Consider the following 13,872-nt stretch of genomic DNA (forward strand, 5'->3'; position numbering starts at 1 on the left):
TTTTATTTTCTAACGCTTAATTAAGACAATATGTTGTCATTTTCTATATTTAATGCGCAAATTTTAAGACAGTATTCTGTCCTTTTTTAGCTTTTCAAACAGTCATTTTTACTTATTGTATCATTGTAATCCAATTAAAGCCATTATCTATCTGCATAAAAAGAATCACCATATGCTGCTTACTGCGGTGATTTTTTATCTAACTTATTATTTGTTAGCTCTAATAAAATATCCATATTTATACCAATCTAAATACTCAAGCTTAACCTTCCAGCCTCTTTTCACATATTCCTCGGCAATTTGTTCTGGTTTAAGCTTGTTTTTCATTCTGGTGTTTTCCTCCATATACCAACCCATTTGCCTTACACCCTTATTAACAAATTTAGTTACATCCTCAAAATATTTGTCAGTATCTTCAATAAACATAAATACATCTCTGCTAACAAGAAAATCTACACTTCCACTTCCAAAATAGCCGTCAAGTTCATTAATATCGGCTTCAATAAACTGAAATTTTCTTTTATCAATATCAGCTAAATCTTTTTTACATTGAGTATCAAAATCCAAGCCATAAATTTTCTCTATTTTATTTTGATTTATCAAAAATCTACTTAAAAAACCACTACCACAACCTAAATCTATAATTTTTCCATACAAGTCATTATAATATGAGTAAATTTTATTATTGTAAAACTCCTCAGCACTCTCTTTATCTATCATAAGGCTTTTACCACACTTATTACATTTCATTTTAATCGTAAAACTTGTATCTATCCATGGATGATTTTCATTTTGAAGAATACTACATTCATTTCCACATTCACAATAAGTTCCCCATACAATAAATTTATTATCTTTAAGCATATTTATCTCAACTCCTATGCAATTGTCTATATTATTATATTGTGCTGATAAATAAATTAAAATTATTTATTAGCTAAAATATTAGCATATGAATAACTTCCTCAATTTTGTGTCACTCTACTATATATAACTTAAATTTGGAGTGATACCATTGAATGAAGGGCTCGTAGTCTTTGTAAGAGCAATTATGGCTTTTTTATCGTTATTAATATTTACAGAGCTTTTAGGAAAAAAACAAATCTCCCAGCTAACCTCCTTTGATTATATATTAGGAATTACAATTGGATCTATAGCCGGAAGCATGACAACCGATTTATCAAGCATGGCTTGGCCTCATTGGGTTGGACTTTTCACTTGGATAACTGCAGGTCTATCAGTTGATTTTCTCACAACAAAATCAAGAACTGCTGCAAGATACATAGAAGGAGAACCGGTTATAATAATAATGAATGGCAAAATATTAGAAAAAAACATGCGCAAATTAAGGTACACTGCTTCAAATCTTCAACAGCAGCTGCGCTGCAAGGATATATTTGATATAAGTGAAGTCCAATTTGCAGTGTTAGAAGCAAACGGTGAGCTTTCTGTTTTAAAAAATCCTGAATTGCAGCCTGTAACTGCAAAAGATATGAACATTCCACCAGCTAAAACCGGAATAGGCATAGATTTAATTTATGATGGTATTGTAGTAGATTTAAATTTAAAACAGGTTAATCGAAACCGAAAATGGCTTAAATCAGAGCTAAAAAAGCAAGGTATAAATGACCCTTCCGAAGTTTTCTTAGCCACCCTTGAAGCTTCCGGCACCCTATATGTAGATAAATTCAAAGATAAGATAAATAAAAATGATAATTTTAAAGGTCCATACTGAAATGGAGGATGCATAATGAAGAAATTATTCAATCTAGTTGTTCCGGTGCTTATTTTAGTACTTTCTCTGTTAATTATGCTCAGTGGTTCATTCCTAAAAAGGCCCAGAGGCGATTATGATAATGTCATAAAAAATATTGATACAACCACAAAAGCCGTATTATCAGAAGATTGGAAGCTTGCAGACCAAAATACACAAAAATTAGATTCTTCCTGGAAAACTATTGTTAAACGCATTCAATTTAGCAGTGAGAGAACTGAAATAAACAACATTTCCTTAAGCATCGCTCGTCTTAAAGCCTCAATTATTGCTAAGGATAAATCTTCTGCATTAATAGAACTAAACTCGGCAAAAGAACATTGGGAAGACTTAGGGAAGTAAAAAAAATGCTCAGTAACAATGCTTCATCACATTAAAAAATTTCTATAAATCTAAGCCTCAAAAATCATAAAATCCTAAGAGTTTTCAATAACTCGCCTATGGCTCAAACAAATTTAAAACTCTAAGTATTTTATGATTTTTGAGGCAAGATTTATTAGAACTTTTTTAAACTGTTCCTTCAGCATTGTTACTTCGCTCCCACGGTAGTGCAAGGAAAAAATTCCTCCGTAACTACGGAATTTTAGGCATGAATCTTTGCAGCCCGTTTTACTACGAAAAATAATTTAATGGGCATTGCCCAAACCTATATTAGAAGATTTTTTGTAATGAAATGGAAAAAAATCAACCTTCACTGTTTACCGAAGGTAAATTCTTTCGTTATGCGTTAATTCGCATTATTTTGCAAGTATCTCTGTACCTTTTTCGGTTACAAGAATCGTATGTTCCCATTGGGCTGAAAGAGAACCATCAGCTGTAAGAACGGTCCATCCATCATCTTCATCTATAAATATCTCATGTCCTCCTGCATTTATCATTGGTTCAATTGTAAACACCATACCAGGCGCCAAAATCATTCCTGTTCCCTTTTTTCCTGCATGACAAACAAAAGGATCTTCGTGAATATCTATTCCAACTCCATGCCCTCCAAATTCTCTAACTACTGAGAAGCCTTGGCTTTCTGCATATTGCTGGACTGCAGCACCTATATCGCCTAAAAATCCCCAGGGTTTAACTGCTTCCAAACCTTTTTTTAGACATTCTCTAGTTACTTCAACTAATTTTTTAGCATCTTCACTTACTTCACCAATCATAAACATTCTTGAAGCATCAGAATAATATCCATTTAATATAGTTGTGGCATCTACATTCACTATATCCCCACTTTTAAGTATTACATCCTTACTTGGTATTCCATGACATACTACATTATTTATAGATGTGCAAATACTCTTAGGATACCCCTCATAATTAAGCGTTGCTGGAATTCCACCATTATCAGTAGTATACTCATAAGCTAATTTATCTATTTCCTCTGTTGTCATACCTTCTTTAATATTTTTACTAACTAAATCTAAAAGACCATCGTTAATTTTGGCACTTTGCCTTATTCCCTCAATTTGTTCTTCATTTTTTATCATCTCTCTACTTGGAACCGTATAGCCATGTCTTTTTAATCTTTTTAATCTCTCATCAAATTCCAAATGACATTTTTTATATTTTAGTCCACTTTTACACCAACATAAATCATTTCTACTTAATTTCATAATATTATCTCCATACTCTAATAAATTTTATAATCGTAATAAAAACAGTTAATATATTTTATGTAGTTTTCAATTATATGGTTCTCTTCACTTCACTTCCCCACCATGAAAATAACACTCATAGGTTTTATTATCATTGAAATAGATTTCTTCATATCCTTGAAACCATTTAAAATCTCCATTGATTATGCAGTGATACTTATACTGTCCTCTTTGATACATAATCGGACCTCTATAAGGATTGTCTTTAGGCACTAATCTTAATGCCTCCTTTAAAAAACTTCCTGAAAATTCATCACTTAAAACCCTGCCTGCGTAATTCATTGACCAAAATGGCACATCTTTTTTCCACAAAGCTTCTTCTCCTAAAAACTTTTCTCCACCTAAATATGTATCAATATACTTTAAGTCCCCTTCTACATACTGAAGATCATGAGAATTAGGTCTTGAAGCTTTAGTTTCTTCGCCTGCTGCCGCATATGTAGACTTCTTAGCTTTTATCAGAAAATCTATAATTCCTTCTTCTTCAAAATTAACTTCATTCCTTTTTATACTTAAATGACAATTTTCTTCATAATCATTAACTAATTCATCAATACTAACTTTGAAAAACTCACTTAGGGCAATTAGCTTTGCAATATCCGGATAGGACTGACCTACTTCCCATTTTGCTACAGCCTGCCTCGATATTCCTAAAACTTCAGCTAATTTTTCTTGTGATAGTCCTCGTGATTTTCTGAGTGTTTGTAATTGTTTTTGAAAACTCATTTTTTTCACCTCTAAAATCAGTATACAACAATATTATCATATTTCTACCAATCAAACATAACAAAACTGACAACTAATGGTTGCTTTCTATTTTTGTAACACAACGTTAAATTCCTCCTGTTTACTTTTAATATTCGGTTATTTAACAAATACCTCTAAACAAATATTTAAAATAATCATTTTTTAAAACCAAGTTTATCAAAAAAAGGCACCAATCAATAGTGCCTCCTTTTTTACTGATGGTCAATTAGCCTATCTACTTAATATAAATTCCTTCCAGTTTCATATTTTTATTGTAAGACAATGTAAGCTGAACATTTCTATTATCGTATTTTGCAACAGCCACAACTATAGCTATTCCATCTTTTTCTTGAAATACTATTTTTGATATAGAATGATACTTTCCAATACTTCCAAGATTAGTCCAAGCTTTTTTTATGCTGCTTGATATTGAAGCTGCTGACATTTTAGCTTTAACTTTTTCATCCATTTCACCTGCAATATCATCATACTTTCCATTGTTTAAATTATCTATAACCTTTTCTGTTGCTGCCTTCAACTTAGCTTCACTATAATTACTGCTAAGTTTAGCGGCTCCACATCCTCCTAACATCATTATGCACAAAGCTATAGCTAAAAATTTAAATAGTTTTTTCATTTAAAACTCCATCTCCCTTAAACAATTTTTTACATTTTACAGCGAAAATAAAAAGTGCTGTACCCCAAATTACACACCAAAGTTCAACTAAATAAAAGCTCGCTCCTAATGCTGTTAAAATACCTGCAGCTGAATCAAAAACTCCATGAATTAATATAGCTAATGCTAAATATCTTTTCTTCGCTACTTTTATTCCGTACAAAACTATTAAAGTTGCCCCAACATGAAAAGCTATTGCAAATACCCTTTCAAATCCACCAATTAATACATTTACAGCTGTAACTGAACTATCTAAAGCTGCACTAGAATTAATAATTTTAATTAGCTCATTAACCATGCCAGCTCCAACTAAAAGCATGGCCTCTATTCCCCCATGCCCCATTCCAAATGCAACTCCACTTTCCCATGTCACCTTTCTTTTACCTTTAAGAATAGTTTTAAACCCAATAAATCTGGCAGTCTCTTCAAATAATCCAGCAGTAAAGCCTAAAAACAAGCTGTAAATTAAAGTATATGAAGTTTCCATGACAAGATACCAATCCATATTAGGCAAAACATAGTTTAATATTGGTATTCTTAAAATCATTTGAGATATAACAAATGCGCAAACACCACCAAAGTAAAACTTTATGTCTTCTCTTCTACTCACTATAAGATAAACAAGATATCCAAGGGGTATTCCAAAACAAATTAAAATACCTATAATAATTGACATTACTAAAATACAACTATTCACATTATCACTCCTAACTTACAGGAATAACTATATTCACTTTAAATACTTTATCTTTATAATCTATCCTCATATTTCCTTCATATTTATTTAAAGTCATCCTCACATTCTCAAGTCCAAGCCCTTTATGATTTTTTTTAGTTGATTTAAAATTTTCTTTTACTTTTATAGGTTCCCTATCCGCTCTATTACTTAAGTTTATTACTATAAAGTCATTAAACCTATCTACCTTCAAAAATATACTTTTATCCTCAGAAGCATTTTTAGCTCCATCAATAGCGTTGTCAAGTAAATTAGAAAATACAGTAGTTAAGTCTATATCCTTTATAAAATCTAAATCTACATCTCCTATTTTGCAATTCATATTTATATTAAATTGTTCAGCTTTTGAAAGCTTATCATTGATTATGATATTTAGCACTCTATTGCTGGTATAATATTTTTGAACAAATCTATCAAACATCTTGTACATATCCTCAGCATAATTTTTTGCCTCTTCATTTTCTCTTTGCTCATACAGCTCTTCTATTGTCTGCATATGATTTTTAATATCATGAATAATTTTTCTAGAGCTTTTGTATTTGCTTTCCAAATTGTTATAATACTCATACTGCATTTTAGCCTGTTCATCATAGAGCATAAGCTCATTTTTTAACTTGTTATTATTTGATACTGCCTCAAAAACATTTGTTATATATACATTTAAAGCAATAATTGAAATTATATTTACTATAATCAAAATTATATCTTCTAAAGACATATAGGTTTGAATGTACATAAGCAGCGTTGTACTATAAAACATGCTGAATACAGGCAGCACTAAAAAATTAAGTAATTGCACAGTTGTTATCATTTCTAACTTTTTTCTTCTATAAAAAACTATTCCAAGTCTTGCCGCACTAAGATTAGCAAGCTGAATAACTACAGAATTTGTTATAATAAATGTATTAACACTATAAAAATTAATATTAAATTGCTGGCACAATATGTTGAACAAATAGCTTACTACTATCTGAAAACATCCTAAAAGCACAATAAAAATACCGTAATAAAAAATGTATATTTTCTTATTGTTATAGAGAAAATGTCCAGCTATAACTGCTGCAACTATATTTATGAGAAATCCAGCAAATTGTCCGCAAAAGGTCCCTGCCAAAATAATCACTACTGTAAAAGCAATATATCCAAACACATAAACATATTTTTTATAATAGAGATTTCTTTTCAGGCTGCTCATAAAATAGAAAATTATATAAGTTGAGAACAACCCTAATACGATTGATATTATTTGCTCTAATATTGTTATTGAATCATTTAACATAAGTGCCTCCATTTAAATGTGGTTTTCTAAAAATATATTAAATTGTTCTCTAAACTCTGCGGATTTTTTCTGTGAAAGTGGAATAATACTTCCATCTGTCATAAAAATATCATAACCCTTTATAGTTCTTATATAAAATAAATTTACGGTAAAACTTTTATGAGGCATTAAAAATCCGTATTTCTCCATTTTATCTGCAACCTCAGCTATTTTTTTCTTCATCATATAAGTTTTATTTAAGGTTTTTATTTTAACTTTTCTGCTAAGGTACTCAAAATAATATATTTCCTTGGGAGATAATCTTATAACCCCATCTGAGGTTACAAACTCAATATAATCCTCTTCCTTTTCTTCTTTTGAGTATTCTAATGCTTCAGACAATTGCTTGTATATTTGTTCTTTTTTAATAGGTTTATTTAAATACCCAAAAGCATGAACTTCAAAAGCCATATTTACATAATCAATAAAGCTTGTAACATAAATTATTTTTACACTTTTATCATGATTTCTTATCTTTTTTGCTGTTTCAATACCATTAATTCCTGTCATATCAATATCCAAAAATATAATCTCAAAATTAAGTTTTGCTTCCAGAAGCTCTTCTCCTGAACTATAAGTTTTCACCTTGCTTTCAGCTTTTCTATATTCCATAATATATTTTTTTATTTGTTCAACAATTTTTTTATCATCATCACATATTGCAATATTAATCATATTTTTTCTCCACCAGTGAATTTATTTTTTTCCTAGGAATGAAATCATCTTAATTATCAACTTACATATGCATAAATTAAGTTTCACCTTGATTTCTCTCTAATTATATAATCTAAAAATTCCCACTACAATACTTCTTGCATGATATACAGTTTTTGATACATAAAGTAAAGTACCGCTTTCTTTACTTACATGTTTGAAAAAGCAGTTAAAAACAAGATATAAATTATCAAGCAGGAAAACAAGACTGCTTATAGCTGCTAGACTAGCTGAAGGCTTTACCCTTGAAGACTTTAAAAAAGTAATACTTAAAAAATCCAAGCAGTGGAAGGGAACAAATATGGAAAGGTTCCTTAGACCGGAAACTCTTTTTGGTACAAAATTTGAAGGGTATCTCAACGAAAGAGTAAGCACTGATACTCCTAAAGGTGGCAGCTCTCCAAATGCCTATAAGGAATTTAAATTTGACTTTTTAGAGGAGGAGGACTGTAAAGACGGACAAGCTTTTACAAAATCTCAAAACAGAAATCAATGTGCTTGGGGCAATAATCATTGATAATGGTGTGCTCCTTTAGGTTATTGAAGATTTAAAGGTAAGGATTAACAAGCTGACTGGAATTTAGAAGAAAGAGTATAGAGTAGAGTAAAGGATGATTTTTCTCTGCTATGCTTCGAAAAATCTAAAACTTATTGCGCCCAAGGCTCTTAAAATATAGTGCTTGGCGCAGATGACACTATTAAGTTCTAAGATTTACCAGAGAGAAGCGAAAGGCAAATTCACATTCACTCTACTCTCTACCCTTCTTCAAATTCCAGTCTGTATGAACGAATTTGGCATTACCAATTTTAATCTTTAAAATTATTCTTTTAATTTCTCTAAGTTTCCCTTTCTAATATCACTTAGCTTCTCCGATATTTTTTCAATGCTCCAATCCCACCACTTAATTTTAAGTAAATCATCTATAACTAAGTCTTCAAATCTTTTTCTAATAACTTTTGCTGGCACTCCTCCAACTATGGCATATGGAGGCACATCCTTTGTGACTAAAGCCCTAGTTCCAATAATAGCTCCGTCGCCAATATGAACTCCAGACATAATAACAGTGTCATATCCAATCCAGACATCATTTCCAATTACAATGTCCCCTTTGTTGTCCCAGGCTTCAGTTATATTCATTGTGCTGTCCCACTCATCTTGGAAAATTGGAAACGGATATGTTGACAAAGAATTTAGTGTGTGATTTGCACTATTAAAAATAAATTTAGCATTGCAAGCAATTGAACAAAACTTTCCAATTATGAGCTTATCATTATTAACATAAGGATAATGATATAAAACATTATTCTTTTGAAAATCCTTTGGATCATTACAAAAATCATTATACATTGTAAAATCACCAACAATTATATTGGGATTCGTAATTACATTTTTTAAATAAACTGTAGTAAAATCCTTAGTTCTAGGATAAATTTTTTCAGCATTTGGCTTTTCATTCATATTTATTAACCTCCATAAAATTTTAAATATTTCCCCATATTTGACTGTATATATTATACATTTCTAAATTAATTCTTCTATTGTTTTCAGTATCATATACTTCTTTACAAATTAAGGATGAATTTATTCCACGACTATTGGGCATACGATTATCATAGGCTCAATTTCTCCAGCTTTTATCATTACATCAGCTTCAATATTTATATTCATTTCAAGCATTATATTCTCAATTCCACTTCTTCCATGTAAAAAATATAATACAGGTAAAGAATCTAAACTATTATAGCTTTCTTGTAAATATATAAGCATCGACATTTCTTTACCAAGCACTTTGCTATAAAAGTTTACTTTGTCCACTTTTGACTCATTTATTTTTTGGTATCACCTCAAATGATATTATACCCTTATACTATTTGATTACCTAGTTCACAAATAATTCTGTAGTAAACTTAACTCAATTTCAATTTAGCTATTTATAATTATAGAAATAAGTAGTAGTATAAAAGAAAGGGATTTAAAAATACTCATCAAATCAAATATCAGAATATGCAATAATAAATAAATTAAATTTTGAAGCATTGAAAAAAAGAAGGGAGCTATAATCATAATGGGGGAAGGTACAAGCATTTTTTCGGGTTTAGAAGACTTAGGATTTACAGATTTAAATAATGTTGAAGTATATAAAAAACACGAAAAAGAAAAAATGCATAAAGAAAAACCCAAAATAACGGAGGATATGCTCTTATATGATAAGCAGGTAACTTGTCCGGTATGTGAAAATAAGTTTTCAGCTCGTACCGTAAAAACGAATGGTTATAGAATGAAAAAGAAAGACAGTGACTTTTACATAAAATACGAAATTATAAATCCATACTTTTATGATGTGCTACTATGCAATGTTTGTGGTTATGCTGCTATGAAGTCTGATTTTCGTAAATTAAGACAATTTGAAATAGAAATCATACAAAAAAACATTACTCCAAAATGGCATGGAAGAAAATATCCATCGATATATGATATAAATATAGCAATAGAAAGGTATAAACTATCATTATTAAACTATTCAATCCTTGACTCAAGAGCCAGCAAAAAAGCTATGAATTGTTTAAAACTTTCATGGCTGTATAGGGAGCTTGGAGATCTAAAAAATGAAGAATTATTTAGAAAGTATGCTATTATAGGACTAGAAGATGCCTATAGTAATGAAGGATTACCTATATACGGTATGGACAGTTTTACCATAATGTATTTACTAGGCGAATTAAATAGACGTTCAGGAAATTATGACGAAGCCTTAAAGTATCTAGGAAATGTAATAACTTCTAGAACTGCAAATAGAAAGATAAAGTATATGGCAATAACTCAAAAGGATTTAATAAAAGAAACATTAAAGAATGCCGAAACTGCTGATGATGAAGCTGCTGAGGATACTAAAGCTGATATAAAAGATAAGAAAAAAACAGGTTTCTTTTCAAAATTATTTAATTCATAATCTTTAACAATAAAGGCAAAATCAAAATAAAGGGAATGAAGGTTGCAGGAAATCCTTTGTACCATTTTTTACCGTATATAAAGTAAATTATAACAAAATTTATTACGCAGCCTAAGAGTATCAAACATGCACCCATAAACAAAAAACTATAACTACTGCTTACTTTATATATGCCTGAAAGCAATATAAAGTAAAACAGAAAATCTCCTAAGCCTGTAGTTGGTAATGGCTTGCCATCCTTTAACGACTTTCCATATACAATCAACTTATACATCAATTTTTTGTTATCCATTACTTTAGCATTTGTTGTTTTAGTTCCAAACCTCGTAAAACTAATGATGTCAAATACTGACATACCTACACCAACACCAAATAAAGATGCTGGTGGAATATTTTTGCCAATGAAATTTCCGATAAAAAGCACGCCTATAAGGCATATCCAGCTATTTACGATTAAATAATCCTTGTTATATGGCTTTCTAATATAGTTTATTAAAAATACTATTCCTATAACAGCACTAACTGACATAAACAACATATTAGATACGTTAGTAATGACCAAATATGATACTGCCAATGAGATTATTGTTATAACTATAGAATGAATAGTAGCCTCAATTAATTTTTGTTTTACTTCTGACATCAACAATCACTTCTTTCTTTAATCCTTCTCTTAACTTATTTTTAATATATTGATTTTTAATTTTTTAATATCGGCTATACACCATAAAATACTTACAAGCATAAAATATATAAAAGTTATATATCTTATTATCTCTCCATTGTGAGGATTAATTATAAGTACCGCAAATAAATATGCATAAAGTACTATTGTTATTATAATAAGAGGAATAGCAAGCTTTATTGCATGCTCAACTTGAAACAATTCTTTAATATCAACCCAATCTGAATAAATATTACTAGAATCCATTTTTGTATGTGATATTACCATCGCAAAAATATAGCTAATTGCAATTATCTCAAGCAAAATAAAGCTAATGAAATTATTACAGACTACAATAATATATGCATTTGAAGCTATAAAGGCAAAAATATTTGTAATTAATCCCACATAAATTTTAGACATTAACAATTTCTTATTATCTACTGGAAATACTTTAAATTGAACTATACTTCTTCCCTCTCTTGAGAATGATGTTATCGATGTAAGATTCAAAGTTGTAATTACTTGTATTAGTGGAATTAGCACTATACTTTCCATGCCCTTGGTACTAAAAACTCTAAGCTGATTGCGAGCTAGAAATATTAGAACTATGAATATAAAACTAATTACTGCATTAAAAGTAATACAGTTTAAACGGAGTACTGGCACTCTAATTAACTCTTTTAAATCTTTTATAATATTAGATAAAATAACATTTTTTTTATGAAACTTATATTTGGTAATATCTATTTCTATTATTTTAGAGCCAGTTTTACTAAACATATCGCTTTTCATAATTGTAAAATATACATTTCCACCAATTAGATAAAGTCCCAAACAGCCAAAAACACCAGCACCAATAACTGCTGCTGTTTTAATCAATACACTACTATTTATCACTCCAACACTTAATATAATTTGCACAATATCAATAACTATAATTAATTTATTACCCTTGCTTTCACTTTTTGATTTTCTAATTAATGCTGCAACCCAAAATATTGTCAATGAAATTAATGTCATATATACAACCGGAGTAATTGCTATTAAAATACTGCAGCCTATTACATAAATATAATATCCTATATGCTTATTAGCTAAAACTCCATAAGTAAATAGAGGAATTATAAATATACTTAAAATCAAAAAATTTTGTATTGAGGTCAATATGCATTTAGACATAAGGAGAATTCTTGGTTTTACCGGATATATAATCATTTCGTTCCAGTCACTAGCTAGATAATACGTATTTATTACATTTTTAAAAGAATAGAACACTATAAGAACTAGTTCTAGAACTATAATTCCTTTAAAAATTATCTGCTGTTTGTGGCTAGCTTTCAGCATATCGAATCCATTTATTACACTAAACTCCATTGATGCTAAAAGCAAAGCTGCAAAAAGACCAATATCCGAACTTTTCTTTCCACCCTCCTCATCTTTTGGGCCAAAGATTAAATTACGTCTAAGCTTTAAATTAGTTTTTACTAAAGCTAACAATTCTTTCATTTTCAAACACCTCCATATAAATCTCCTCTAAGGTGCAAGCAGTTTTAAATTTTCTTTTTAACTTATCAAGTGATCCAAAATATAAAACTTTTCCTTCTTTAATTAATACGACCTCATCACAAAGATTTTCTACAATTTCTAGAATATGTGAGGATAAAAGAACTGTATTTCCTTTTCTTGAATATTCCTTCATAAACGTCTTTAACTCATATGAAGTTTTAGGATCTAAACCTGTAAAAGGTTCATCCAAAATCCATATCTTAGGGCTGTGAAGCAAAGATGCTATTATCATTATTTTTTGTTTCATTCCCTTTGAAAACTTGTCCATCCTTGTATTCAATTCTTTTTCTATGTTAAATTTTTGACTAAGCTTCAATATTTGTGTTTTTCTTTCCTCCTCAGATACTCCATACATATCAGCTACAAAATTTAAATATTCCAGTGCCTTTAAACTTAAAAATTTATTTTCATCATCTGATACGTACCCTATCTGCCTTTTTATTTCCATAGGCTTTTCTTTTATGGAATTTCCGTTTATTATAATATTTCCTTCAGACATGTCCTTAATTCCTGTTATCATACTTATAGTTGTTGTTTTACCTGCTCCATTTGGTCCAATTAGCCCTACAATGCTGCCATCCTTAATTTCAAGATTAAGGTTGTCCACGGCTATAAAATCCTTATATTTTTTTGATACATTTTCTATGCAAATCACATTATTCACACTCCTCAAATGAATATGTCCTATATTTACTTTTTATTATTTTTATTAAAAGCAGTTATATGTAGATAAACAAGCTGAAAGCTTTAAATTCACAATACCAAATTTGTCCTGTGAAGTTATGGTTTAACTCAGAGTACAACTGATATATGTTCATATAACCAACATGTTCCAAAATAGAATTTAGCTAATTTTAATATTCCAAATCAATATCACCTCGCTAAACTGCAATCCAACTTTAACCCTATTTTATAATTATTGACATACTTATTCTAGTGCCACAAGTAACATTAAAAATTACTAAAGTCACTTCCAAAACAAAAGGCCAAATTAATTATTAATGTAAAAATAAAAGAGCCCAAAAGCTCTTTTATTTTTTATTATCTTTAATCATATTTTTCTTTTACTTCCCA

15 protein-coding genes and 1 pseudogene are annotated in these 13,872 nt (G+C 29.7%); 4 read left to right on the plus strand and 12 right to left on the minus strand.

The genetic code is table 11. The annotated features are described in order from the left end of the window. Positions 1 to 207: 207 nt before the first annotated feature. Positions 208 to 864, minus strand: a complete 657-nt coding sequence (locus ACJDT4_RS03035; protein ID WP_406786052.1) for a class I SAM-dependent methyltransferase — start codon at positions 862 to 864, stop codon at positions 208 to 210. A gap of 151 nt (positions 865 to 1,015) precedes the next feature. On the opposite strand from ACJDT4_RS03035, the gene ACJDT4_RS03040 reads away from it, so the two are divergent. Further along, positions 1,016 to 1,735 (plus strand): DUF421 domain-containing protein, encoded by a 720-nt coding sequence (locus ACJDT4_RS03040; protein WP_406786053.1) that lies wholly within the window; start codon positions 1,016 to 1,018, stop codon positions 1,733 to 1,735. Positions 1,736 to 1,750: 15 nt separating this feature from the next. Continuing rightward, entirely contained in the window at positions 1,751 to 2,116 is a 366-nt protein-coding gene (locus ACJDT4_RS03045; RefSeq protein ID WP_406786054.1) for a DUF4363 family protein, read from the plus strand. A gap of 395 nt (positions 2,117 to 2,511) precedes the next feature. Here the strand turns inward: ACJDT4_RS03045 and ACJDT4_RS03050 are convergent, their stop codons facing one another. From ACJDT4_RS03050 to ACJDT4_RS03075, 6 genes are all read right to left on the minus strand, one after another. Then, positions 2,512 to 3,381, minus strand: coding sequence for a methionyl aminopeptidase (locus ACJDT4_RS03050; protein ID WP_406786055.1), 870 nt, complete (start codon positions 3,379 to 3,381; stop codon positions 2,512 to 2,514). An 87-nt stretch (positions 3,382 to 3,468) separates the two neighbouring features. Continuing rightward, a complete protein-coding gene (locus ACJDT4_RS03055) occupies positions 3,469 to 4,149 on the minus strand; it encodes a DUF5680 domain-containing protein (RefSeq protein WP_406786056.1) in 681 nt (226 codons plus the stop codon). Positions 4,150 to 4,405: 256 nt separating this feature from the next. After that, positions 4,406 to 4,807, minus strand: a complete 402-nt coding sequence (locus ACJDT4_RS03060) for a DUF3887 domain-containing protein (RefSeq protein ID WP_406786057.1) — start codon at positions 4,805 to 4,807, stop codon at positions 4,406 to 4,408. After that, the gene (locus ACJDT4_RS03065) at positions 4,791 to 5,543 is read right to left on the minus strand and encodes a YhfC family intramembrane metalloprotease (RefSeq protein ID WP_406786058.1); all 753 of its coding nucleotides are present in this window, start codon (positions 5,541 to 5,543) and stop codon (positions 4,791 to 4,793) included. The genes ACJDT4_RS03060 and ACJDT4_RS03065 overlap by 17 nt, the downstream gene beginning before the upstream one ends. Positions 5,544 to 5,553: 10 nt before the next feature. Continuing rightward, positions 5,554 to 6,861, minus strand: a complete 1,308-nt coding sequence (locus tag ACJDT4_RS03070; RefSeq protein WP_406786059.1) for a sensor histidine kinase — start codon at positions 6,859 to 6,861, stop codon at positions 5,554 to 5,556. A 12-nt stretch (positions 6,862 to 6,873) separates the two neighbouring features. Next, a complete protein-coding gene (locus tag ACJDT4_RS03075) occupies positions 6,874 to 7,575 on the minus strand; it encodes a LytR/AlgR family response regulator transcription factor (protein WP_406786060.1) in 702 nt (233 codons plus the stop codon). A gap of 196 nt (positions 7,576 to 7,771) precedes the next feature. Here ACJDT4_RS03075 and ACJDT4_RS03080 point away from each other — a divergent pair, with 196 nt between their 5' ends. Next, positions 7,772 to 8,131: a conserved phage C-terminal domain-containing protein gene (locus ACJDT4_RS03080; RefSeq protein WP_406786061.1), complete on the plus strand. Its 360-nt coding sequence runs from the start codon at positions 7,772 to 7,774 to the stop codon at positions 8,129 to 8,131. Between the two features lie 303 nt (positions 8,132 to 8,434). Here ACJDT4_RS03080 and ACJDT4_RS03085 read toward each other — a convergent pair whose 3' ends face one another. Continuing rightward, positions 8,435 to 9,073, minus strand: a complete 639-nt coding sequence (locus ACJDT4_RS03085; RefSeq protein WP_406786062.1) for a CatB-related O-acetyltransferase — start codon at positions 9,071 to 9,073, stop codon at positions 8,435 to 8,437. 46 nt (positions 9,074 to 9,119) lie between these two features. Next, positions 9,120 to 9,445, minus strand: a pseudogene (locus ACJDT4_RS03090) (alpha/beta hydrolase-fold protein); the annotation flags it as partial. A 235-nt stretch (positions 9,446 to 9,680) separates the two neighbouring features. Between ACJDT4_RS03090 and ACJDT4_RS03095 the strand changes: the two are divergent. Beyond that, positions 9,681 to 10,565 carry a DUF2225 domain-containing protein gene (locus ACJDT4_RS03095; RefSeq protein ID WP_406786063.1) on the plus strand — a complete coding sequence of 295 codons (885 nt, stop codon included), beginning with the start codon at positions 9,681 to 9,683 and terminating at the stop codon, positions 10,563 to 10,565. On the opposite strand, the gene ACJDT4_RS03100 is transcribed toward ACJDT4_RS03095, so the two are convergent. Genes ACJDT4_RS03100 through ACJDT4_RS03110 form a run of 3 tightly spaced genes read right to left on the minus strand, consistent with a single transcriptional unit; the run spans position 10,555 to position 13,453 of the window. Next, positions 10,555 to 11,208 carry a hypothetical protein gene (locus ACJDT4_RS03100; protein WP_406786064.1) on the minus strand — a complete coding sequence of 218 codons (654 nt, stop codon included), beginning with the start codon at positions 11,206 to 11,208 and terminating at the stop codon, positions 10,555 to 10,557. The genes ACJDT4_RS03095 and ACJDT4_RS03100 overlap by 11 nt on opposite strands. A 30-nt stretch (positions 11,209 to 11,238) precedes the next feature. Continuing rightward, positions 11,239 to 12,738, minus strand: a complete 1,500-nt coding sequence (locus tag ACJDT4_RS03105; RefSeq protein ID WP_406786065.1) for a hypothetical protein — start codon at positions 12,736 to 12,738, stop codon at positions 11,239 to 11,241. After that, entirely contained in the window at positions 12,707 to 13,453 is a 747-nt protein-coding gene (locus ACJDT4_RS03110; protein ID WP_406786066.1) for an ABC transporter ATP-binding protein, read from the minus strand. Before ACJDT4_RS03110 ends, ACJDT4_RS03105 begins: the two co-directional genes overlap by 32 nt. Positions 13,454 to 13,872: the final 419 nt, after the last annotated feature.

The sequence above is a fragment of the Clostridium neuense genome, from assembly GCF_045310695.1.
GTDB lineage: Bacteria > Bacillota > Clostridia > Clostridiales > Clostridiaceae > Clostridium_S > Clostridium_S neuense.

Bases quoted from the DNA above. Each gene is read 5' to 3' on its own strand.
- ACJDT4_RS03035 (WP_406786052.1), bottom strand. From the start codon at position 864: ATGCTTAAAGATAATAAATTTATTGTATGGGGAACTTATTGTGAATGT.
- ACJDT4_RS03045 (WP_406786054.1), top strand. From the start codon at position 1,751: ATGAAGAAATTATTCAATCTAGTTGTTCCGGTGCTTATTTTAGTACTT.
- ACJDT4_RS03050 (WP_406786055.1), bottom strand. From the start codon at position 3,381: ATGAAATTAAGTAGAAATGATTTATGTTGGTGTAAAAGTGGACTAAAA.
- ACJDT4_RS03055 (WP_406786056.1), bottom strand. From the start codon at position 4,149: ATGAGTTTTCAAAAACAATTACAAACACTCAGAAAATCACGAGGACTA.
- ACJDT4_RS03060 (WP_406786057.1), bottom strand. From the start codon at position 4,807: ATGAAAAAACTATTTAAATTTTTAGCTATAGCTTTGTGCATAATGATG.
- ACJDT4_RS03070 (WP_406786059.1), bottom strand. From the start codon at position 6,861: ATGTTAAATGATTCAATAACAATATTAGAGCAAATAATATCAATCGTA.
- ACJDT4_RS03075 (WP_406786060.1), bottom strand. From the start codon at position 7,575: ATGATTAATATTGCAATATGTGATGATGATAAAAAAATTGTTGAACAA.
- ACJDT4_RS03085 (WP_406786062.1), bottom strand. From the start codon at position 9,073: ATGAATGAAAAGCCAAATGCTGAAAAAATTTATCCTAGAACTAAGGAT.
- ACJDT4_RS03095 (WP_406786063.1), top strand. From the start codon at position 9,681: ATGGGGGAAGGTACAAGCATTTTTTCGGGTTTAGAAGACTTAGGATTT.
- ACJDT4_RS03100 (WP_406786064.1), bottom strand. From the start codon at position 11,208: ATGTCAGAAGTAAAACAAAAATTAATTGAGGCTACTATTCATTCTATA.
- ACJDT4_RS03105 (WP_406786065.1), bottom strand. From the start codon at position 12,738: ATGAAAGAATTGTTAGCTTTAGTAAAAACTAATTTAAAGCTTAGACGT.